General features: G+C 73.0%; 20 protein-coding genes. 11 read left to right on the forward strand and 9 right to left on the reverse strand.

Annotation, left to right across the window (positions count from 1 at the left end; genetic code table 11):
* Positions 1-679: 679 nt before the first annotated feature.
* A complete protein-coding gene (locus ABZ261_RS13140) occupies positions 680-2,185 on the reverse strand; it encodes an oligopeptide:H+ symporter (RefSeq protein WP_356858420.1) in 1,506 nt (501 codons plus the stop codon).
* A gap of 492 nt (positions 2,186-2,677) precedes the next feature.
* Here ABZ261_RS13140 and ABZ261_RS13145 point away from each other — a divergent pair, with 492 nt between their 5' ends.
* Together ABZ261_RS13145 and ABZ261_RS13150 are read left to right on the forward strand one after the other, a co-directional pair.
* Positions 2,678-3,355, forward strand: coding sequence for a response regulator transcription factor (locus ABZ261_RS13145; protein WP_356858422.1), 678 nt, complete (start codon positions 2,678-2,680; stop codon positions 3,353-3,355).
* Between the two features lie 34 nt (positions 3,356-3,389).
* On the forward strand, positions 3,390-4,661 hold the full coding sequence (locus tag ABZ261_RS13150; protein ID WP_356858424.1) for an ATP-binding protein: 1,272 nt from the start codon (positions 3,390-3,392) through the stop codon (positions 4,659-4,661).
* Between the two features lie 10 nt (positions 4,662-4,671).
* Here ABZ261_RS13150 and ABZ261_RS13155 read toward each other — a convergent pair whose 3' ends face one another.
* Positions 4,672-5,163, reverse strand: coding sequence for a GtrA family protein (locus tag ABZ261_RS13155; RefSeq protein WP_356858426.1), 492 nt, complete (start codon positions 5,161-5,163; stop codon positions 4,672-4,674).
* 224 nt (positions 5,164-5,387) lie between these two features.
* On the opposite strand from ABZ261_RS13155, the gene ABZ261_RS13160 reads away from it, so the two are divergent.
* From ABZ261_RS13160 to ABZ261_RS13170, 3 genes are read left to right on the forward strand one after another with little or no spacing between them, the layout of a single operon-like run.
* Positions 5,388-6,563 (forward strand): 5-(carboxyamino)imidazole ribonucleotide synthase, encoded by a 1,176-nt coding sequence (locus tag ABZ261_RS13160; protein WP_356858500.1) that lies wholly within the window; start codon positions 5,388-5,390, stop codon positions 6,561-6,563.
* Positions 6,560-7,138 carry a 5-(carboxyamino)imidazole ribonucleotide mutase gene (gene purE / locus ABZ261_RS13165; protein ID WP_356858428.1) on the forward strand — a complete coding sequence of 193 codons (579 nt, stop codon included), beginning with the start codon at positions 6,560-6,562 and terminating at the stop codon, positions 7,136-7,138. The genes ABZ261_RS13160 and purE overlap by 4 nt, the downstream gene beginning before the upstream one ends.
* A 5-nt stretch (positions 7,139-7,143) precedes the next feature.
* On the forward strand, positions 7,144-8,322 hold the full coding sequence (locus ABZ261_RS13170) for a dipeptidase (RefSeq protein WP_356858502.1): 1,179 nt from the start codon (positions 7,144-7,146) through the stop codon (positions 8,320-8,322).
* Here the strand turns inward: ABZ261_RS13170 and ABZ261_RS13175 are convergent.
* Positions 8,271-9,401, reverse strand: coding sequence for an alkene reductase (locus ABZ261_RS13175; RefSeq protein WP_356858430.1), 1,131 nt, complete (start codon positions 9,399-9,401; stop codon positions 8,271-8,273). The two genes, ABZ261_RS13170 and ABZ261_RS13175, sit on opposite strands and share 52 nt — an antisense overlap.
* A gap of 52 nt (positions 9,402-9,453) precedes the next feature.
* Between ABZ261_RS13175 and ABZ261_RS13180 the strand changes: the two genes are divergently transcribed.
* Positions 9,454-9,870 (forward strand): MerR family transcriptional regulator, encoded by a 417-nt coding sequence (locus ABZ261_RS13180; RefSeq protein ID WP_356858432.1) that lies wholly within the window; start codon positions 9,454-9,456, stop codon positions 9,868-9,870.
* Positions 9,871-9,974: 104 nt separating this feature from the next.
* On the opposite strand, the gene ABZ261_RS13185 is transcribed toward ABZ261_RS13180, so the two are convergent.
* The gene (locus tag ABZ261_RS13185) at positions 9,975-10,364 is read right to left on the reverse strand and encodes a VOC family protein (RefSeq protein WP_356858434.1); all 390 of its coding nucleotides are present in this window, start codon (positions 10,362-10,364) and stop codon (positions 9,975-9,977) included.
* 21 nt (positions 10,365-10,385) lie between these two features.
* Positions 10,386-10,745 (reverse strand): VOC family protein, encoded by a 360-nt coding sequence (locus ABZ261_RS13190; protein WP_356858436.1) that lies wholly within the window; start codon positions 10,743-10,745, stop codon positions 10,386-10,388.
* 83 nt (positions 10,746-10,828) lie between these two features.
* Here ABZ261_RS13190 and ABZ261_RS13195 point away from each other — a divergent pair, with 83 nt between their 5' ends.
* Complete coding sequence (locus ABZ261_RS13195; protein WP_356858438.1) at positions 10,829-11,335, forward strand: CGNR zinc finger domain-containing protein; 507 nt, start codon at positions 10,829-10,831, stop codon at positions 11,333-11,335.
* A gap of 104 nt (positions 11,336-11,439) precedes the next feature.
* On the opposite strand, the gene ABZ261_RS13200 is transcribed toward ABZ261_RS13195, so the two are convergent.
* Positions 11,440-12,783: a UDP-glucose/GDP-mannose dehydrogenase family protein gene (locus ABZ261_RS13200; RefSeq protein WP_356858440.1), complete on the reverse strand. Its 1,344-nt coding sequence runs from the start codon at positions 12,781-12,783 to the stop codon at positions 11,440-11,442.
* Positions 12,784-12,974: 191 nt separating this feature from the next.
* On the opposite strand from ABZ261_RS13200, the gene ABZ261_RS13205 reads away from it, so the two are divergent.
* Together ABZ261_RS13205 and ABZ261_RS13210 are read left to right on the forward strand one after the other, a co-directional pair.
* Entirely contained in the window at positions 12,975-14,132 is a 1,158-nt protein-coding gene (locus ABZ261_RS13205) for an acyl-CoA dehydrogenase (RefSeq protein WP_356858442.1), read from the forward strand.
* 161 nt (positions 14,133-14,293) lie between these two features.
* Positions 14,294-14,668 carry a four-helix bundle copper-binding protein gene (locus ABZ261_RS13210; protein ID WP_356858444.1) on the forward strand — a complete coding sequence of 125 codons (375 nt, stop codon included), beginning with the start codon at positions 14,294-14,296 and terminating at the stop codon, positions 14,666-14,668.
* Between the two features lie 67 nt (positions 14,669-14,735).
* Here the strand turns inward: ABZ261_RS13210 and ABZ261_RS13215 are convergent, their stop codons facing one another.
* The gene (locus ABZ261_RS13215; RefSeq protein ID WP_356858446.1) at positions 14,736-16,058 is read right to left on the reverse strand and encodes an LCP family protein; all 1,323 of its coding nucleotides are present in this window, start codon (positions 16,056-16,058) and stop codon (positions 14,736-14,738) included.
* A gap of 118 nt (positions 16,059-16,176) precedes the next feature.
* On the opposite strand from ABZ261_RS13215, the gene ABZ261_RS13220 reads away from it, so the two are divergent.
* Entirely contained in the window at positions 16,177-16,737 is a 561-nt protein-coding gene (locus ABZ261_RS13220) for an acyl-CoA thioesterase (protein WP_356858448.1), read from the forward strand.
* Between the two features lie 48 nt (positions 16,738-16,785).
* On the opposite strand, the gene ABZ261_RS13225 is transcribed toward ABZ261_RS13220, so the two are convergent.
* Complete coding sequence (locus ABZ261_RS13225; RefSeq protein WP_356858450.1) at positions 16,786-18,168, reverse strand: LCP family protein; 1,383 nt, start codon at positions 18,166-18,168, stop codon at positions 16,786-16,788.
* A 281-nt stretch (positions 18,169-18,449) separates the two neighbouring features.
* Here ABZ261_RS13225 and ABZ261_RS13230 point away from each other — a divergent pair, with 281 nt between their 5' ends.
* Positions 18,450-19,478, forward strand: coding sequence for a glycosyltransferase family 2 protein (locus ABZ261_RS13230; RefSeq protein ID WP_356858452.1), 1,029 nt, complete (start codon positions 18,450-18,452; stop codon positions 19,476-19,478).
* Positions 19,479-19,538: 60 nt separating this feature from the next.
* Here the strand turns inward: ABZ261_RS13230 and ABZ261_RS13235 are convergent, their stop codons facing one another.
* Entirely contained in the window at positions 19,539-21,185 is a 1,647-nt protein-coding gene (locus ABZ261_RS13235; protein ID WP_356858454.1) for an LCP family protein, read from the reverse strand.
* Between the last annotated feature and the right edge of the window lie 17 nt (positions 21,186-21,202).

Raw genomic sequence — 21,202 nt, forward strand, 5'->3', positions numbered from 1 at the left:
GAGGTTCCTAGCGCCGGTCCCGGCGTGCGGCGCCCGTGTTGGCGGGAAGGCTCGCACCGGGCCGGCCCCTCCGCCGCGTCCGTTCCCACCGGGCACCCGTCCTGGGGTACGCCCCCGCCGGTGCCGGGCGGGGAGATCCGTACCGCCGGTCCTGCCGTTCGGCACGCACCGGACGCCCACTGTCACGGGAAGGCCCGCACCGGGCCGCCCACCCCGGCGGGCCCGTTCACACCGGGCCGCCCGCCGGCCCACGCCCCGCCGGGCCGCCCACCCCGGCGTACGGGGAGATCCTCACCGCCGCTCACCCCGCGAGCCGCGGCCGCCGGCCTGCCCAGGCGCGGCCGCAGCACCCGGTCTGCGGCCGAGGCGGCTCACCGTGCCGCCGACTTCCCTGCCGCATCCGCCGGCGGCGCCCCGGCGGCGGATGCCCGCCCTGGCCGCCGGTTCCGGCGTGGCGCACGGCGAGCCGCTCACCCGGCGGACGGTTGCCCCCCGGCCGCCGGGCGCACGCCGAGCCGCTCACCCGGCGGACGGTCGCCCCCCGGCCGCCGACCCCGGCGACGGGGCTCGGCGACCGGATCGGTGCGGGGCGGCCGTTCGCTTCCCCGGGATGACGCGACGGAGGGCCACCGCATCCCGGGGATGCGGTGGCCCTCCGTCGGCAGAGCCCTGCGGACGCCTAGCGGACGTCGCCCATCAGCTGCTTGACCTTGTTGCGGTACATCCACACCGCGACGCCCGCGACCAGGGCCAGCACGGCCTCCAGGGCGACGAAGCCCATCCGGTCGAGGTTGACGCCGCCGACGGCCGGGTTCGACAGCAGGGCGGTGACGGAGTCGCCCGCGGTGACCGCGAGGAACCAGACGCCCATCATCTGGGAGGCGTACTTCTTCGGCGCCATCTTCGTCGTCACGGACAGACCCACCGGCGACAGCGTCAGCTCGCCGACGGTCTGCACGAAGTAGATCGCGGCCAGCCACGCCGCCGCGGCCTTGTGACCGCCCTCGGCGATCGACAGCGGGGCGAGGAAGAGGACGAAGGACGCGCCCACCAGGAGCAGGCCGGAGGCGAACTTCACGATCGTGCTCGGCTCCTTGCCGCGGCGGTTCAGCCACAGCCACAGCCAGGCGAAGACGGGCGCCAGGGCCATGATCAGAACCGGGTTGACCGACTGGTACCAGGAGACCGGGAACTCCCAGCCGAGGATCGAGTTGTCGGCCTTCTTCCCGGCGAAGATCGACAGGGTCGAGCCGCCCTGGTCGTAGATCATCCAGAAGACGGCGGCGGCGGCGAAGAACCAGATGTACGCCGACACCTTGGAGCGCTCGGCCGAGTCCAGCTCCTTGTCCCGCAGTATCCGGGTGATGACCAGGATCGGCACGATCAGGCCGATGAGGGTGAGCGGGATCAGCGCCCAGTTCAGCGTGAAGTGGCCGGTGAAGCCGACGGCGCCGTAGAAGACCGCGGCGACGGCCAGCCAGATCAGGCCCTTGCGCAGCGTGGCGGCCTTCTCCTCGGCGGACAGCGGGGTCGGGACCTCGCTGCTGCGCTCGTCCAGGTGGCGTCCGCCGAGCAGGTACTGGGCGAGACCCAGCGCCATGCCGAGCGCGGCCAGCGCGAAGCCCAGGTGCCAGCTGACGTTCTCGCCGACGGTGCCGATGACCAGCGGTGCGACGAAGGCGCCGAGGTTGATGCCGATGTAGAACAGCGTGAAGCCGCCGTCCCGGCGCGGGTCGTCCGGGCCCTTGTAGAGGTGGCCGACCATCGTGGAGATGTTGGCCTTCAGCAGACCGGAGCCGATGGCGACGAGACCCAGGCCGACGAAGAAGGCGGCGGCCACCGGCAGCGCCAGGCACAGATGGCCGAGCATGATGATCAGACCGGCGACGGCGACCGTCTTGCGCGGGCCGAGCACACGGTCGGCGAACCAGCCGCCGGGCAGGGTGAGCAGGTACACGAGCGACACGTACACCGAGTAGATCGCGGTCGCCGTGCCCGCGTTCAGGTGCAGGCCACCCGGAGCCACCAGGTACAGCGGGAGCAGGGCCCTCATGCCGTAGTAGGAGAAGCGCTCCCACATCTCGGTCATGAAGAGGGTGGCCAGTCCGCGGGGGTGGCCGAAGAAGGTCTTCTCGGAACCGGGGGTGTCCGGTCGGGTCGAGTCCTTCGTCAGGCTGGACGCCATGGTCGTTCCTTGCTGGTCGGGACGCGCGGCTTGAGCGTTGCGCGCCCGGTGGGGGTGCGGCCGGCGCCGGCGGGGTCGGCCGTCCGCCCCACGCCCGAGGGGAGTCCGCTCCGGGTCGCGGAGCGGGGACGGCGACCACCGGGATCCACGCCCCGCGACGCGTCGCTGCGTCCGGGGCCCGGCCAGGGGGTCATTCCTTCCGAGGCTGACGGGGATCAGCCCGCGCACACGAAGAAGACCCTCGGCGTGCGTTGCCGCCGAAGGTCCCCGGTGTACTGGAGGCGTTCAGGTCACCATACGGCAGGACACTGCCGGACATGAAACGACTTGAGACGCGGTTCACAGGTGTCGCGGGAACCGTGCCGACGGGATCGAAGGTCCCTCTACGATCGCACCTCCGGGTCCATGGTCCGTACCAGAGGCGGGCGAAGGTAAGAACTGCCGGGCGCGATCACACCCCGGCGTGTCGGACGGGCGGTCTACCATCAGCTCATGACCCGTGTACTGCTCGCCGAGGACGACGCGTCCATCTCGGAGCCGCTGGCCCGCGCCCTGCGCCGGGAAGGGTACGAGGTCGAGGTGCGCGAGGACGGACCCGCCGCGCTCGACGCCGGCCTGCAGGGCGGCGTCGACCTGGTCGTGCTGGACCTGGGCCTGCCCGGCATGGACGGCCTGGAGGTCGCCCGCCGGCTCCGCGCCGACGGCCACACCGTGCCGATCCTCATCCTGACCGCGCGCGCCGACGAGGTGGACACCGTCGTCGGTCTGGACGCGGGCGCCGACGACTACGTCACCAAGCCCTTCCGGCTGGCCGAACTCCTCGCCCGGGTCCGGGCCCTGCTGCGGCGCGGCGCCGCCGAGCCCCAGCAGCCGCCGGCCACGCACGGCGTGCGGATCGACGTCGAGTCGCACCGGGCGTGGATGGGCGACGAGGAACTCCAGCTCACGGCCAAGGAGTTCGACCTGCTGCGGGTGCTCGTGCGGGACGCCGGCCGGGTGGTGACACGGGACCAGCTGATGCGCGAGGTCTGGGACACGACGTGGTGGTCCTCCACCAAGACCCTCGACATGCACATCTCCTGGCTGCGCAAGAAGCTCGGCGACGACGCGGCGAACCCCCGGTACATCGCGACGGTGCGCGGTGTGGGCTTCCGCTTCGAGAAGAGCTGAGCCGGGCGCCGGCGGGCACCTCGGGTAACGGACCATGCGCCGACGTCTCATCCAGTCCACCCTCGCCGTCGTCCTGGTGGTGATCGCCGTCTTCGGCGTCTCCCTGGTGATCGTGGAGACCCGGACCATCAGCGACAGCGCCCAGGAGCGGGTGGAGTCCGAGGCGGTGCGGCTGGCCAGCATCGTGGACAGCCGGATCCTCGCCTCCGAGAACGTCAACGCGGAGGTGCTGCGCAACCCGGTCAGCAAGTCCCAGTACGCGGTCATCCGCATGCCCGGCCGGCCTGACATCGAGATCGGCCGCAAGCCGCGGGGCGAGGTCATCCGCGCCGAGCAGAAGGGCGAGGAGGGCGAGACCGTCACCGTGCAGGAGCCCCGCTCCGCGGTGACCCGGGAGGTCGGCCGCACCCTGGTGATCATCGGGCTGGTGGCGCTGCTCGCCGTGATCGCGGCGGTGCTGCTCGCCGTACGGCAGGCCAACCGGCTCGCCTCCCCGCTGACCGACCTCGCCGAGACCGCCGAGCGCCTCGGCTCCGGCGACCCGCGCCCCCGGCACAAGCGGTACGGCGTCCCCGAGCTGGACCGGGTCGCCGATGTGCTGGACTCCTCCGCCGAGCGGATCGGGCGCATGCTGACCGCCGAGCGGCGGCTCGCGGCCGACGCCTCCCACCAGCTCCGCACCCCGCTGACCGCGCTGTCCATGCGGCTGGAGGAGATCACCCTCACCGACGACCCGGAGACGGTGAAGGAGGAGGCGACCATCGCGCTGACGCAGGTCGAGCGGCTGACCGACGTCGTGCAGCGGCTGCTGACGAACTCCCGCGACCCGCGCACCGGCTCCGCCGTCACCTTCGACCTGGACGAGGTCATCCAGCAGCAGCTCGCCGAGTGGCGGCCCGCCTACCGCAGCGCCGGCCGGGCCATCGTCAGCTCCGGCAAGCGGCATCTGCAGGCGGTGGGCACCCCGGGCGCGGTCGCCCAGGTGCTCGCCGCGCTGATCGAGAACTCCCTGATGCACGGCGGCGGGACCGTCGCCCTGCGCACCCGGGTCACCGGCAACCAGGCCGTGATCGAGGTCACCGACGAGGGGCCCGGCGTGCCGGCCGACCTCGGCGCGAGGATCTTCGAGCGCACGATCAGCGGGCGGAACTCCACGGGCATCGGCCTGGCCGTCGCCCGGGACCTCGCCGAGGCCGACGGCGGGCGTCTGGAGCTGCTGCAGGCGCAGCCCCCGGTCTTCGGCCTGTTCCTCTCGCGCACGCCCCCCTCCCGGAAGCCGGACGAGGACCGGCCGACGGTCCGCTGAGCGGCCCGGGTCAGGGCACGCGCTGCGTCGGCGCCGGCTTCGTCGCCTCGGCCGCGAGGATCGACTGCGCCGCCCGGGCGGGCATCGCCCGGAACACCCAGGTGCGGTACGACCAGAACCGGAACAGGGTCGCCACGCCGATGCCGGCGAACTTGGAGACGTTGGTCTGCAGCGGGCTGTCGAGGCCGAAGCCGTAGGTCGCCAGGTACAGCACGCCGTTCTCGATCACCAGGCCGACGGCGCTGAACAGCAGGAACAGCGTCAGCTCCCGGGTGCGCCCGCTCTTGTCGCGGTCCCGGTACGTCCAGTAGCGGAAGCCGACGTAGTTGAAGGCGATCGCCACGACGGTCGCGATGATGCTGGCGCGCACCACCGGCAGGCCGGAGACGTGCCGGACCAGGTTGAACACGCCGAGGTTGACGAGGACGCCGGCCCCGCCGACGGCCCCGAACTTGGCCACCTCGCGTACGAGCCGTTGCAGCCCCGCGGAACGACGTTCCATGGCTGTGCAGCTCCCGTCGGTAGATTCCGTCGACGCCGCCATGCTATCGGCGCGGGCCCGCCCATGCCCGTGAAGCGGGCCACAGCAGGCGAACGGGTCGGAAACGGGCCGGAAAGAGACGGGCGAGCGCCCCGGCACGGACCACGCCGGGGGCCGGGCGGTGCCGGGCGGGGCCGGGCGGTGCCGGGGAGAGGGGCGGGGAGAGGGACCGGGCGGGGGACGGTATCCGGCCGCCCCGGGATGGCCGATACCCTAGGGGTGTGACGTTTCCGGTAGTCGGCATGGTCGGCGGTGGCCAGCTCGCGCGCATGACGCACGAGGCGGGCATCCCGCTGGGCATCAGGTTCAAGCTCCTCAGTGACACCCCGCAGGACTCCGCGGCGCAGGTGGTGAACGACGTCGTCGTCGGCGACTATCGCGACCTGGAGACGCTGCGCGAGTTCGCGCGCGGCTGCGACGTGATCACCTTCGATCACGAGCACGTGCCCACCGAGCACCTGCGCGCCCTGGAGGCGGACGGCATCCCCGTGCGCCCCGGGCCCGACGCGCTGGTGCACGCCCAGGACAAGGGGGTGATGCGCGCGAAACTCACCGAGATCGGCATTCCGTGCCCGCGGCACCGGATCGTGGACGATCCGGCCGACGTCGCCGCCTTCGCGGCGGAGGGCGACGGCTTCCCGGTCGTCCTCAAGACCGTCCGCGGCGGGTACGACGGCAAGGGCGTGTGGGTCGTCGGCTCCGCCGAGGAGGCCGCCGAGCCGTTCAAGGCGGGCGTGCCGGTCCTCGCCGAGGAGAAGGTCGACTACGTCCGCGAGCTGGCCGCCAACGTCGTCCGCTCCCCGCACGGCCAGGCGGTCGCCTACCCGGTGGTGGAGTCCCAGCAGGTCGACGGCGTCTGCGACACCGTGATAGCCCCCGCGCCCGGCCTGGAGCCGGACCTGGCGCTGCAGGCCGAGCGGATGGCCCTGACCATCGCCCGGGAGCTGGGCGTCGTCGGGCACCTCGCGGTCGAGCTGTTCCAGACCCGCGACGGCCGCATCCTCGTCAACGAGCTGGCGATGCGCCCGCACAACTCCGGCCACTGGACCATGGACGGCGCGATCACCTCGCAGTTCGCCAACCACGTCCGCGCGGTCCTGGACCTCCCGCTCGGCGACCCGCGGCCGCGCGCCGAGTGGACGGTGATGGTCAACGTCCTGGGCGGCGACTACAAGGACATGTACTCCGCGTACTTGCACTGCATGGCCCGCGACCCCAAGCTCAAGATCCACATGTACGGCAAGGAAGTGAAGCCCGGCCGCAAGGTCGGCCACGTCAACACCTACGGCGACGACCTGGACGACGTGCTGGAGCGCGCCCGTCACGCAGCCGGCTACCTGAGAGGCACCATCACCGAATGAGCCCCGCCCACCCGTCGCCCGGCCACCCGTCCCCGGCGAACGCCGACACCCGCCCCGGCCCCCTGGTGGGCATCGTCATGGGGTCGGACTCCGACTGGCCCGTCATGGAGGCCGCCGCCAAGGCCCTGGACGAGTTCGAGATCCCCTACGAGGTCGACGTCGTCTCCGCGCACCGCATGCCCCGCGAGATGATCGCGTACGGCGAGCAGGCCGCCGATCGCGGCCTGAAGGCGATCATCGCCGGGGCGGGCGGCGCCGCCCACCTGCCCGGCATGCTCGCCTCCGTCACCCCGCTGCCGGTCATCGGCGTGCCGGTCCCGCTGAAGTACCTGGACGGCATGGACTCCCTGCTGTCCATCGTGCAGATGCCGGCCGGCGTCCCGGTCGCCACCGTCTCCGTCGCCGGCGCCCGCAACGCCGGTCTCCTCGCGGCCCGCATGCTGGCCGCGCACGACGAGGAGCTGCTGCACCGGATGCGGGACTTCCAGCAGGAACTCAACGACCAGGCCACCGAGAAGGGCAAGCGGTTGCGCGCCAAGGTCGAGGGCGCGGGCAGCTTCGGCTTCGGGAAGTGACCGCGGTGGCCGCGCTGGACGAGGCGCGCGCGCTGCTGCGCGAGTTCCCGGTGGTCGACGGGCACAACGACCTGCCCTGGGCGCTGCGCCAGCAGGCCGGGTACGACCTGGACGTGCTGGACACCGCCGGTGACCGGCGTGCCCGGCTGCACACCGACCTGCCCCGGCTGCGCGAGGGCGGGGTCGGCGCCCAGTTCTGGTCGGTGTACGTGCCGTGCGAGCAGCCGGAGCCGGTCGCGGCGACGCTGGAGCAGATCGACTGCGTGCGGCGGCTGCTGGACCGCTACCCGGCGGACCTGGCGCCCGCGCTGACCGCGGCGGACATGGAGGAGGCGCGCCGGGAGGGCCGTATCGCCTCGCTCATGGGGGCCGAGGGCGGCCACTGCATCGCCAACTCCCTCGGGGCCCTGCGCGGCCTGTACGCGCTCGGTGTGCGGTACCTGACGCTCACCCACAACGCGAACGTGGACTGGGCGGACTCGGCGACCGACGAGCCGAGGGTGGGCGGACTGTCCGCGTTCGGCCGCGAGGTCGTCCGGGAGATGAACCGGCTCGGCATGCTCGTCGACCTCTCGCACGTGGCGGCGACGACCATGCGGGACGCGCTGGACGCCACCTCCGCGCCGGTGATCTTCTCCCATTCCTCCGCCCGCGCGGTGTGCGACCACCCGCGCAACATCCCCGACGACGTCCTGGAGCGCCTGCCCGCCAACGGCGGCGTGGCCATGGTGACGTTCGTGCCGAAGTTCGTGCTCCAGGCCGCCGTCGACTGGACGGCCGCGGCCGACGAGAACATGCGCGCGCACGGCCTGCACCCCCTGGACACCGGGCCCGAGGCCATGGAGGTGCACCGCGCCTTCGAGGAGCGCCACCCGCGCCCGGTCGCCACGGTGGCGACGGTGGCCGACCACCTCGACCACATGCGCGAGGTGGCCGGCGTCGACCATCTGGGCATCGGCGGGGACTACGACGGCACCGCGTTCACCCCGGACGGCCTGAACGACGTCTCCGGCTACCCGAACCTGCTCGCCGAGCTGCTGAGGCGCGGCTGGTCCAAGGCCGACCTGGCCAAGCTGACCTGGCAGAACGCGGTACGGGTGCTGGGCGCGGCGGAGGACGTGGCGCGGGAGCTTCAGGCCACCCGGGCCCCGTCCCTGGCCACCGTCGAGGCGCTGGACGGCTGATCGCCGAGGGTGGGGTAGTCGTTGTAGCCGGCCGCCCCGCCCACGTACATGAAGTACCGGTCCCGGACCGGGTTGAGGGGCGCGCCGAGGCGCAGCCGCTCGACGAGGTCCGGGTTGGCGAGGAACGGCCGGCCGAGGGCCACCAGGTCGGCTCCGGCCGCCAGCAGGTCCCGGACGGCCCGGGTGACGGTCCCGGTGGTGAGGTCGGCCAGATCCGGGTTGCCGATCAGCACGCCGGGCCAGGCGGCGCGGATCCGCCGGTACCAGCCGCTCGCCGGGTCGGACCGCACCAGGTGCAGATAGGCGAGGTCCAGCCCCCTCAGGCGGGCCAGCAGCGCGTCGTAGAGGGCGCCGGTGTCGTCCTCCCGGACGCCGTTGACGGTGGAGGCGGGCGAGATCCGTACGCCCACCCGGTCCGGGCCGATCGCGTCGGCCACCGCCTCGGTCACCTCCGCCGCGAACCGCACCCGCCGCTCGACGGGGCCGCCGTAGGCGTCCGTGCGCCGGTTGGTGTTGTCCGCGAGGAACTGGTGCAGCAGCATCCCGTTGGCCGAGTGCACCTCCACGCCCTCGAAACCCGCGTCGACCGCCCGGCGGGCCGCGGCGGCGAAGTCGGCGATCGTGGTGCGGATGTCGTCCGCGGTCATCGCGCGCGGCACGGCGGCCGGCCGGTGCCCGTCCGGCGTGAAGATCGTCTCCGGCAGCGGGACGGCGGAGGGCGCCACGGGGGTCAGCCCGGTGGTCGCCGGGTGGCTGACCCGCCCGCCGTGCTGGAGCTGCAGGAACATCCGCCCGCCGGCCGCCCGTACCGCCTCGGTGACCCGCCGCCAGCCGGCCGTGTGCCGGTCGGTGTGGATCGCGGTGATGTCCGGGTACGTCTGCCCGACCGCGTTCGGCGTGGTGCCCTCGGCGATGAGCAGCCCGGCGGAGGCGCGGTCCGCGTAGTGGGTGACCATCAGGTCGCTCGGGGTGCCGTCGGCCTCCGCGCGGTTGCGGGTGAGCGGGGCCATCACCAGGTGGTGGGGGAGTGCGAGCCGGCCGAGCCGGGCCGGGGCCAGAAAGTCCGTTGTCCGCGTCATGCCCGCACGGTAGAAGTTGACACCGGTGTCAGGTTCAAGCCCGGAGGTCGGCATGAGAATCGGCGAACTGGCCCGGCGCACCGGCGTCAGCGAGCGCTCCCTGCGCTACTACGAGACCCAGGGCCTGCTGGCCAGCGACCGCACCCCCGGCGGCCACCGCGACTACCCGGAGGCGGCCGTCGACCGGGTCATCCGCATCCAGGAGCTGTACGCGGCCGGGCTGCACAGCGGCCGGATCCGGCAGCTGCTGCCCTGCATGCGGGACCAGGACGGCGGCCCCTCCGCCACCGCCACCCCCCGGCTGGTCGCCGAGCTCACCGCCGAACGCGACCGCATCGACGGCATGATCGCCGACCTCCTGCGGTCGCGGGAGACGCTGGACGAGGTGATCCGCACGGCCGGCGGGGACGGCCGGCGCACCGCCGCACGGCCCGCCCCTCAGGACGGCCCCCGCCCCCGCCCCCGCTGACCGGGGACGGGGGACCGGGCGGGCGGGGCGAGTGCCGCGCGGCGGGGGGCGCGGGGCACGGCGGCCGCCGGTGTGCGGCCGCGGCACGGGCCCCGGCGCGGCGGCTAGGTGTCGATCCGGCACAGGCAGAACGGGTGCCCGGCCGGGTCGGCGTACACCTGGAAGTCCTTCTTCTCGCGGTCCTCGGCGTCCAGCAGGCGGGCGCCCAGCGCCAGCACCCGCTCGTGCGCCGCGTCCACCTCCGCCCAGGTCCGGCCCGCGTCGAAGTCGAGGTGGAACTGCTGGCCGTTGCGGTCCGCGCGCGGCCACTCCGGCGGCGTGTGCCCCTCCGCCCGCTGGAAGGCGAGCCGCGGGCCGTCCGGGACCTGCAGGACCACCCAGTCGTCGTCCTCGGCCCGGGGGGAACCCCCGGCCACGGCCGCGTAGAACGCGGCCAGCGCGTGCGGGTCGGGGCAGTCGAGCACGACGTTGCGCAGACGGGCCACGGACGTCATGGGGTCCTCCTCAAGGACGGTTCAGCCGGCGCAGAGGCAGAACGGGTGCCCCGCAGGGTCGGCGTACACACGGAACCCGCGTGAGCGGTCGTCCGCGTCCAGCGGTCGGGCGCCCAGCTCCAGCACCTCCTTCTCGGCGGCGTCCAGGTCCTCCACCACCAGGTCCAGGTGGAACTGCTGCGAGCGGTCCGCCGCGGGCCACTCGGGCGGCACGAAGCCGGGCGCCCGCTGGAAGGCCAGCGCGGGCCCGCCGGGCACCGACAGGTCCGCCCACTCGCCGTCCCCCTCCACCGTTCCGCCCAGCACACCGGCGTAGAACCCGGCCAGCGCACGGGGATCGGGACAGTCCAGGACCACGGAGCCGAACTCGGCGAGAGCCATGACCACCTCCTTCTGTTACCCGCAGAGGCGGGCAACCGGTAACGGTTACTGCATGCTCCCGCAGAAGCGGTAACGTCGCAAGCATGAGCGAGAGATCCGCCGCTCCCGGTTCCCTGGCCCTGGTCGAGTCCCTGGTCAACACGCTGGACATCGAGACGGGCGCCGACGCGCTGGACACCGCGCAGGGCCGCGACCGGTTCGGGGTCGCCGAGTCCCAGCTCGCCGACGCCCGGGAGCTGCGGGAGTCGCTGCGGGCCGCGCTGCTCGCCCACGCCGGCCGTCCGCCGCACCGCGCGGTGACCCCGCTCGGCGACCTGCTGGCCCGGGCCCCGCTGTACGTGGCCGTCGACGCCGGCGACGGCTCCGCCCGCCTCGCCCCCGCCGACGGGGGCCCGCTGCTGTCCCGGGTCGCCGCCGCCGTCGCCGAGGCGCTCGTCGCGGGCACCTGGACCCGGCTGAAGGCCTGCGAGGCCGGGACCTGCCACTGGGCCTACTACGACCGCAGCCCCGCCGGACGCGGCCGCTGGTGCTCGATGCAGGTGTGCGGGGCCCGGGCCAAGATGCGCCGGTACCGGGCGAAGGGTCCGTGAGGCACGGCGGCGTGGTGCACAATGCGGGAAGACGCCGGTTCGGCCGACTGAGCCTCGGCCGAACCGGCGTCACCCGCCGGGCGCCCCGGACGGGCGCGGGGCCGTCACGCGGTGGGCCGCCCCATCGCCCGGTACGTCCATCCGGCGCGCCGCCACAGCTCCGGGTCGAGGGCGTTGCGCCCGTCCAGGATCACCCGGGCCGCCGCCGCCTCGCCGAGCGCCGCCGGGTCCAGCTCGCGGAACTCCCGCCACTCCGTCAGGTGCAGCACCACGTCCGCGCCCCGGACGGCCTCCAGCGCCGAGCCGGCGTAGCCCAGGGTCGGGAAGACCTTGCGGGCGTTGTCCATGCCCTTGGGGTCGTAGACGGTCACCTGGCCGCCCTGGAGGTGGATCTGGCCGGCCACGTTCAGCGCGGGCGAGTCCCGGACGTCGTCCGAGTCCGGCTTGAAGGTGGCGCCGAGCACCGCGACCCGCTTGCCCAGGAACGACCCGCCGCCGAGCGCCTCGCGGGTCATCTCGACCATCTGGCCGCGCCGGCGCATGTTGATGGAGTCGATCTCGCGCAGGAAGGTCAGCGCCTGGTCCGCGCCCAGTTCGCCGGCGCGCGCCATGAACGCCCGGATGTCCTTGGGCAGGCAGCCGCCGCCGAAGCCGATCCCGGCGCGCAGGAACTTCCGGCCGATCCGGTCGTCGTGGCCGATGGCCTCGGCGAGCTTCGCCACGTCGCCGCCGGCGGCCTCGCACACCTCCGCCATCGCGTTGATGAAGGAGATCTTGGTGGCGAGGAAGGAGTTCGCGGCCGTCTTCACCAGCTCGGCCGTCGGGAAGTCGGTGACGACGAACGGCGTGCCCTCGCCGACCGGGCCGGCGTACACCTCGCGCAGCAGCTTCTCGGCCCGCTCGCTGCGCACGCCGACGACGATCCGGTCCGGGTGCAGGGTGTCCTGCACCGCGTAGCCCTCGCGCAGGAACTCCGGGTTCCAGGCCAGCTCGGCGTCCTCGCCGGCCGGGGCGTGCTCGGCGAGGTAGGCGGCCAGCCGGTCGGCGGAGCCCACCGGCACCGTCGACTTGCCGACGACCAGCGCCGGGCCGTGCAGGTGCGGGGCGAGCGAGGCGATCGCGGAGTCGACGTACGACATGTCGCAGGCGTAGTCGCCGTGCCGCTGCGGGGTGTTCACGCACACGAAGTGCACATCGCCGAACGCGCCGACCTCCGCCCAGTCGGCGGTGAACCGCAGCCGCCCGGTGGACCCCTCGAGCCCGGCCACGTGCCTGCGCAGCAGCTCCTGAAGACCCGGCTCGTACATCGGGGTCTCGCCGCGCTCCAGCATGGCGATCTTCTCCGGCACGACGTCCAGGCCCAGCACCTCGAAGCCCAGTTCGGCCATGGCCGCGGCGTGCGTGGCGCCGAGATAACCGGTGCCGATCACGGTGATCTTCAGGCTCATGGGGTGCGCTCCAGCTCGGGTCCGTCGGTCGTGCTCGGTCATGCGGTGCCTGAGCATAGTCGGGCCCCTCACCGGGGAAATTCTCCGCTGTCGCCAAGCTCACGTAGGCGTGTTCACCCGTGCGCTCTAAAATTCAGTTACTTAACGGTAATTAGCGTCAGTTTCACTGCGTCTTTGGAGCGTGAGAGACCGTGGCCGGATCGGCTGACTTCGACCTGTACCGCCCGTCCGAGGAGCACGACATGCTCCGCGACGCCGTCCGCTCCCTGGTCGAGGCGAAGATCGCGCCGTACGCCGCCGCGGTGGACGAGGAGGCCCGCTTCCCGCAGGAGGCCCTCGACGCCCTGGTGGCCAACGACCTGCACGCGGTGCACGTTCCCGAGGAGTACGGCGGCGCCGGCGCCGACGCGCTCGCCACGGTCATCGTGATCGAGGAGGTGGCCCGCGCCTGCGTGTCCTCCTCCCTCATCCCCGCGGTGAACAAGCTCGGCTCGCTCCCGGTGATCCTCTCCGGCTCCGAGGACCTGAAGAAGAAGTACCTGGGCCCGCTGGCCAAGGGCGACGCGATGTTCTCGTACTGCCTCTCCGAGCCGGAGGCGGGCTCGGACGCCGCCGGCATGAAGACCAGGGCGGTCCGCGACGGCGACCACTGGGTCCTCAACGGCGTCAAGCGCTGGATCACCAACGCGGGCGTGTCCGAGTACTACACCGTCATGGCCGTGACCGACCCCTCCAAGCGCTCCAAGGGCATCTCCGCCTTCGTCGTCGAGAAGTCCGATCCGGGCGTCTCCTTCGGCGCCCCGGAGAAGAAGCTCGGGATCAAGGGCTCCCCGACCCGCGAGGTCTACTTCGACGACGTCCGCATCCCCGCCGACCGCATGATCGGCGAGGAGGGCACCGGCTTCGCCACCGCGATGAAGACGCTGGACCACACCCGCATCACCATCGCCGCCCAGGCGCTCGGCGTCGCCCAGGGCGCCTTCGACTACGCCAAGGGCTACGTGCAGGAGCGCAAGCAGTTCGGCAAGCCGATCGCCGACTTCCAGGGCGTCCAGTTCATGCTCGCCGACATGTCGATGAAGATCTCGGCGGCCCGCGCCCTCACCTACCAGGCCGCCGCCGCCTCCGAGCGCGGCGACGCCGACCTCACCTACCTGGGCGCCGCCGCCAAGTGCTTCGCCTCGGACACCGCGATGGAGGTCACCACCGACGCCGTCCAGCTCCTCGGCGGCTACGGCTACACCCGCGACTACCCGGTCGAGCGCATGATGCGCGACGCCAAGATCACCCAGATCTACGAGGGCACGAACCAGGTCCAGCGGATCGTGATGGCGCGCAACCTTCCGTGACCGGGCCGGGGGGCGGCAGCGGTCCGGGGGGCGCGTTGCGGGGCGTCCTCCCCGCGCGGCACCGCGCCGGCGGCACGGGCCGACGTGCGCGGCGGCGGCGCCGGACGTAGGACGGAAGGACAGGGGTCCGCTCCGGGCCCCTCCGCCCCCGAGGAGGAACGATGACCCAGTCCCAGTCCCGGTCCGGAACGATGCCCGCCCTCACCCAGCAGATGCAGGACTGCATCGCGGCCTGCATGAGCTGCCACAGCATGTGCGAGGAGACCATGAGCTCCTGCATGCAGCAGGGCGGCCAGGCGCAGATGCAGGTCATGCGCGCGCTCATGGACTGCTCCGAGACCACCCGCATGTGCGCGGACATGATGATGCGCCGCTCGCCCATGGCCGGCGAGATGTGCATGCTCTGCGCGAAGGTCTGCGACATGTGCGCCGAGGCGTGCATGTCCATGCCGGACGACCAGCAGATGAGGCGCTGCGCCGAGGCGTGTCGCCGCTGCGCCGAGACCTGCCGGGCGATGGCGGGCGCCGCCATGTGACCCGTCCCGCCGGGCCACGCGTCAAGGGCGCCCGCGCGGGCGCCCTTGAACCGCGCCCGCGGCCGCGTCAGTTGCCGGAGACGGTGACCTTCTGGTCGTGGTTCAGCTGGTCCACGAGGGTCTTCACCTTCGCCCGGTCCCAGACGAGGTTGCCGCCGGAGGAGCCGGAGATGGGCATGTTCATCGACGTGCCGTCACCGCCGCTGACGCCCTTCATCGCCCAGAACATGGAGGCCAGGTCCCACAGGGACATGTCCTCGTCCACGATCAGGGAGTCCAGGCCCGCGCCCATCGTCGGGTAGAGCCTGAAGGGGTTCAGCACCGTCGACGGGGTCGCCACCTGGTGGGCCAGGGCGGCCAGGAACTTCTGCTGGTTCTTGGTGCGTTGCAGGTCGGACGCGGCGAACGCGTGCCGGGTGCGGACGAAGGCGAGGGCCTGCCGGCCGTTCAGGGTCTGCTTGCCGGCCTCGAAGTCGGCGCCCGACCACTTGTCCTTGAAGCCCTTGTCGATGGTCATCTCCACGCCGCCGACCGCGTCCACGATGTTCGCGAAGCCCTGGAAGCCGATCTCGACGTAGTGGTCGATGTGCAGGCCGGTGTTGGCCTCGATCGTGCGGACCAGCAGCGTCGGCCCGTCCTCGGCGTAGGTCGCGTTGAGCTTCGCGTGCCGGCCCCGCGCCGGGTAGACCTTCCCGGACGCCGACCCCTTGTACGACGGCACGACCACGTCGGAGTCGCGCGGCAGCGAGATCAGCGTGTCGCCGTTGTCGCCGACGTGCAGGATCATCATCGAGTCGGTGCGCTTGCCCGCGGCGCCGCCGGTGTGCAGGTTCTTCTCGTCCTCCTTGGACATGCCCTCGCGGCTGTCCGAGCCGACGATCAGGTAGTTGGTGCCGTCGCCCGCCTCCGGCCGGTCGATGACCGTCGACAGGTCCACCTCGCGGCGCAGTCGGGAGTCGGCCCAGAAGTAGGTCCCGACCGCCGTGACGACTAGCACGGTCGCCAGCGTGATCGCCGTCCACTTGATCCGGCGCCGCCAGTCCGGCGCGGGGCCCGCGGAGCCGGCGGCGGCGCGGGCCGGACCGCCCGGTCCGCGGCCGCCGGGCGAGCCGTACACCTGGCCCGTGTTGTAGCCGCTGTCGTAGTCGCCGTGGCCGGCGCCGTCGTGGCCCCGGCCGTCGACGTACGACGGCTGCTGCGGCACCCCGGCCCCGTACGGCGGCGCCGACGGACCGGGGTCGCCGGGCGCGGAACGCGGTCCGGGCGGCACCGCCGGGCCGCGCCGCACCTGGCGCATCACACGGGGACCCTCCGGCTGCGCGCCGGCACTGCCGCGTCCGTAGCGCGGGCCGCGGTTGTCGTCGGACCATCCATCCGGCCAGTCATTCATGGGCCCCAGTGTGCAGGGCGGCGCTGTGTGCTCCACAAGGGCTGTCGGAAAATCAGAGCGGCGCTGTAGCGAAGCCGGCACAAATTCCGCGAATGTCCGTTCGCTTAAGGTGGAGGGCATGACAGACCAGGTCACCTACCGGGAAGCGGACATCGACCCGGACATCCCGGGCAAGCCGACGTCGGCTTCGCGTACCACCCTCAGCCACATCATGACCCACAACGACACCAACCTGCTGGGCACGGTGCACGGCGGGGTGATCATGAAGCTGGTCGACGACGCGGCGGGCGCGGTGGCCGGCCGGCACTCCGGCGGCCCCGCCGTCACCGCGTCCATGGACGAGATGGTGTTCCTGGAGCCGGTCCGCGTCGGCGACCTGGTCCACGTCAAGGCACAGGTGAACTGGACCGGCCGGACCTCGATGGAGGTCGGCGTCCGGGTCCTCGCCGAGCGCTGGAACGAATCGACCCCGCCCACCCAGGTCGGCTCGGCCTACCTGGTCTTCGCGGCCGTCGACGCCGACGGCAGGCCGCGCCCGGTGCCGCCGGTGATCCCGGAGACCGACCGGGACCGCCGCCGCTACCAGGAGGCCCAGATCCGCCGCACCCACCGCCTGGCCCGCCGCCGCGCGATCCGCGAACTGCGCGAACGCCGCGCGGCGGAGGGCTTCGACGACTAGCACCCGCCGGGGCCGGGCCCCGGGAACGGCCCGGTCCGGACGAGACCCCTAGGCGCGCGCGGGGCAGACCACCTCGTCGCCCCGGACCACGTTCTGCTCGGGGCGCGCCGGGTCCTCGAAGCGCACCCTGCGGACCTTCCGCGCGTCCGCGAAGTCGGCCCCCGCGGTCACCTTCAGCAGCGGGCCCTGGCCCGGCACGGCGCGCAGTTCGCTGCCCGGCAGGGCCGCGGCCAGGGAGCGGGCGGAGCGGTCCCAGCGCGGGTCGTAGGAGATCACCGTGCGCTTCACCCGGGTCGGGGCGGTCAACGGCAGCCGCGTGGTGGCGAAGCCGGCGCCCGCGAGCGCCGCGTCGACCCGCTTGGCCAGGCCGGCCGTGCCGGAGCCGTTCTCCACCTGCACCCGGATCCGGTCCGGGGCCACCTCCACCGGCACCGGCGCCGGGCCGCGGCGCGGGCGGTCCACGGCGAGCGGCTCGTCCTCGCGCAGCGACCGGAACAGCCGGGCCGCCTTCGCCGCATCCCACTTCAGGGTCGAGCCGATGCCCTTGACCTGGAAGTCCATCTGCGCGATCGGGACGGTGGTGAACTCGGAGGACGACGGGGAGAAGTCGCGCATCGCGCGCCCGAGGTCGAGCAGTTCGTCGGCGCCGAAGCCCTCGTCGGCGCGGACCGAGCCGAGCACCGCCCGGGTCACGTCCCGGAACCGCATCGGGTTCAGCAGCACCCCCGAGGAGGTCGCCTTGCCGATCAGCGCGGCCAGGAACCGCTGCTGACGCTTCATCCGGCCCAGGTCGCTCGCCACGTCGAGGTGCCGGGCCCGTACGTACTGCAGCGCCTGCCCGCCCATGAGGGTGTGCGTGCCGGGCGGCAGGTCGAGCCCCGTGTACGTGTCCTTCAGCGGGGTCGGCGTGCAGACCTGCACCCCGCCGAGCACGTCGACGGTCTTCATGAAGCTGGTGAAGTCGACCTCCAGGTAGTGGTCGATCTTCACATGGGTCATGTTCTCGACCGTGCGGACGGTCAGCTGGGGGCCGCCCTCGGCGTACGCCGCGTTCAGCTTGACCGGGTGCGGGCCGTGCCGCCGCCCGGAGTTCACGTCGACGTGCGCGGGCATCTCCGCGTAGGAGTCGCGCGGCAGGCTCACCACGGTGGCCCGCTCCCGGTCCTCGGCGATGTGCACGATCATCATCGTGTCGGTGCAGTGGCAGGGCACCCCGCCCAGCCGGTAGGCGCGCCGGTCCCGCTCGCTGAGCTTGTCGCGGCCGTCGGTGCCGACCAGCAGGACGTTCATGCCGTGTCCGGCCCGCGGCCGGTTCTTCATGTCCTTGAAGGCGTCGACGCGGGCGATGCCCGCGTCCAGGCTGCTGACCACGGCGTGCCCGATCCCCGCGGAGGCGAGCACCACGACGGAGAGGGTGGTCACCGCCCGCATGGCCCAGCGCGGCCGCCGCGGCGGCCGGACCGACCGCACGGGCCGCGCGGGCGGGCGCGGCACCCGGCGGGGCGGCTGCGGGCGGCGCTGCGGGCGGGGGGCCGCTCCCACGCTCCTGGCGGAGGGGGAGGGGGACCGGGGCGGACTGGGCAAGGGGGACACCTCCGGACGAGGCGGTGCGTGGGATCCGTGAGCACAGTAGGCCGATACGATCTCCAGCCCGCCGCTCCGCCCCGGCGGCGCGCACCGGTGTCCCCCGTTCGCGGTAACGTGAGCGTCCTATGAACGCCAAGCCCGACGTGCGGCTCCCCGCTGTGTCCGTGATCATGCCCGTCCTCAACGAGGAGCGGCATCTGCGCGGGGCCGTCCAAGCGATCCTCGCGCAGGAGTACGCCGGCGAGATGGAGGTCGTGATCGCCCTCGGTCCGTCCACGGACCGCACGGACGAGATCGCCGCCGAGCTGGTCCGCGAAGACCCGCGCGTGCACACCGTCCCGAACCCGACCGGCCGCACGCCGGCGGCGCTGAACGCGGCGATCAAGGCCTCCCGGCACCCGATCGTGGTCCGCGTCGACGGCCACGGCATGCTCTCGCCGAACTACATCGCCACCGCCGTCCGGCTCCTGGAGGAGACCGGCGCGCAGAACGTCGGCGGCGTCATGCACGCCGAGGGCGAGAACGACTGGGAGCGCGCGGTCGCCGCCGCGATGACCTCGAAGATCGGCGTCGGCAACGCGGCCTTCCACACCGGCGGCGAGGCCGGCCCGGCCGAGACGGTGTACCTCGGTGTCTTCCGCCGGGAGGCCCTGGAGCAGCAGGGCGGCTACAACGAGGAGTTCATCCGCGCCCAGGACTGGGAGCTGAACTTCCGCATCCGTGAGGCGGGCGGCCTCATCTGGTTCTCGCCCGAGCTGAAGGTCTCCTACCGGCCGCGGCCGTCGGTGCGGGCGCTGGCGAAGCAGTACAAGGACTACGGCCGCTGGCGGCACGTCGTCGCCCGCTACCACGCGGGCTCCATCAACCTGCGCTACCTCGCCCCGCCGACGGCGGTCTGCGCGATCGCGGCCGGCCTGGTGGCCGGCGCGGCGCTGACCCCGTGGGCCCTCGTGATACCCGGCGGCTACCTGGCCGCGATCGTCGCGGGTTCCGTCCCGGCCGGCAGGGGCCTGCCGCTGAAGGCCCGCCTGCAGATCCCGGTGGCTCTCGCGACCATGCACATGTCCTGGGGCTGGGGGTTCCTCACCAGCCCGAAGTCGCTGGCCAGGAAGGTCATCGCCGCGCGGCGGCCGGCGGTCCTGGACGCCGCCTGACCGTCCGGCACGCGTGGGGCCCCTCCCGGCCGGGAGGGGCCCCACGCGTCCGTCACCGCCCTACCACCGGTAGACGCTGTACACGTTCATGCACTTCGACGTGTCCGAGCCGTTGACGGCGTCGGAGTTCTCGGGCAGGTCGCCCGCCTTCGGGGCGGACTGCCGGGGATACGTGGCGCCGGTGCGCCAGTCCGCGCCGACGATCAGCGTGACCCCCGACACACCGGTCGACTTCTGCACCGAACTCATCGGGATGCCCAGCGCCTTGGCCACCGCCTGGGCGTCGCCCTCCAGGTCCGCGGTGGGATACCGCACGACCGTCCGTTCCTCGGACAGGCTCCCCGAGGTGTCGGCCGTCGCCCGGACGTAGCCCTTCTGCACGAGGACCCGGCTGACCGCCGTCGCCCGCTGCTGCACCGCGGTCTCGGTGGAGGTGCGGGTGCCGTTCCGCACCAGCACCCCGAGCCGGCTCGGGTCCGTCGACGGCTGCTCGGCCGGCTCGTCCTTGCCCGCGCGCTTCTTCGCCCCTGACTCGCCGCCGTTCTTGTCGAACGGCACGTCGTCCTGGAGCATCTGCCACATCTTCTCGGCGTTCGCCCCGTCCGGCACGACGTGGTTGCCGTTGCTCGGGTCGGGCCGGTTCGGCATCGTCACGGAGGTGATGCGGTCCGTCGGCACCGACTTCATCTGCATGCCGAGGTCGTAGAGCTTCTTGACCGTGCCGATCTCCTCGGACACCTTCAGCGACTTGGTGGCCGCCTCCGCCAGGTCCATCAGCCGGCCGGTGTCCGTGAACACGTTCTGCTTCTTCAGCGTGCGGATCATCGAGTTCAGGTACATGTGCTGGGCGCGGGCCCGCATCAGGTCGTCACCCCAGGCGTGCCGCGTCCGCAGCCACTGCAGGGCCTGCTCGCCCTTCACCTTCCGGGTGCCGGCCTTCATCTTGAGACCGGACCCGCCGGGCACCGAGGCGGTGGGGCGGTCCCACACGTTCTGCCGCACGCAGACGTCCACGCCGCCGATGGCGTCCGCCATCCGCACCACGCCCGCGAAGTCGATCGTCATCCAGTGGTCGATGTAGACCCCGGTGAGGTTCTCCCAGGTGAGCAGCGTGCAGCCGGCTCCGCCGCGGGCCAGGGTGACGTTGATGATGTCGTTGGTCGGCGGGTACACCTTGCCGGTCTCGGGATCCTCGCACCGGGGGATGTCCACCCGGGTGTCCCGCGGGATGCTGACCATGGCGGCGCTCTCGCGGTCCGCGGACAGGTGGATGAGCATCTGCACGTCCGCGAGCGGCGGGTCGCCGACGTGGTCCCGGCTGCCGCCGAGCTTCAGGTTGGCCTTGGAGTTCCGGCTGTCGCTGCCGATGAGCAGGATGTTCAGCGGGGTCTGGCCGGCCGCGTTCGGCCGGGTCCGGTGCGCCTTGGAGTCGTCGCCGCTGGCGCGCGCGCCCTTCTGGATGTTGCCGTTGAGGTGCCGGTAGTACAGGTACCCGGCGCCCGCGGTGCCGAGTATCACCACCGCTAGCACGGTCGCCGACCAGCGCAGCGCGCGCCGTCTGCGCCGCCGCCGGTCGGTCTTCACCGCGCCGGTCCGCCGCCCGCCGTCGTGCCGGCCCGCGGCCGCCGGCGCGTCCGCGGTCTGCGACGTGAGCGACATCGTGTCCTCGACCGCCGGAGCCTTCCCGCGCACCTCGCTCTGCGCCACTCCTCGCCCTCCCCACC

It is taken from the genome of Streptomyces sp. NPDC006193 (assembly GCF_040613915.1).
Taxonomy (GTDB): Bacteria; Actinomycetota; Actinomycetes; order Streptomycetales; family Streptomycetaceae; genus Streptomyces.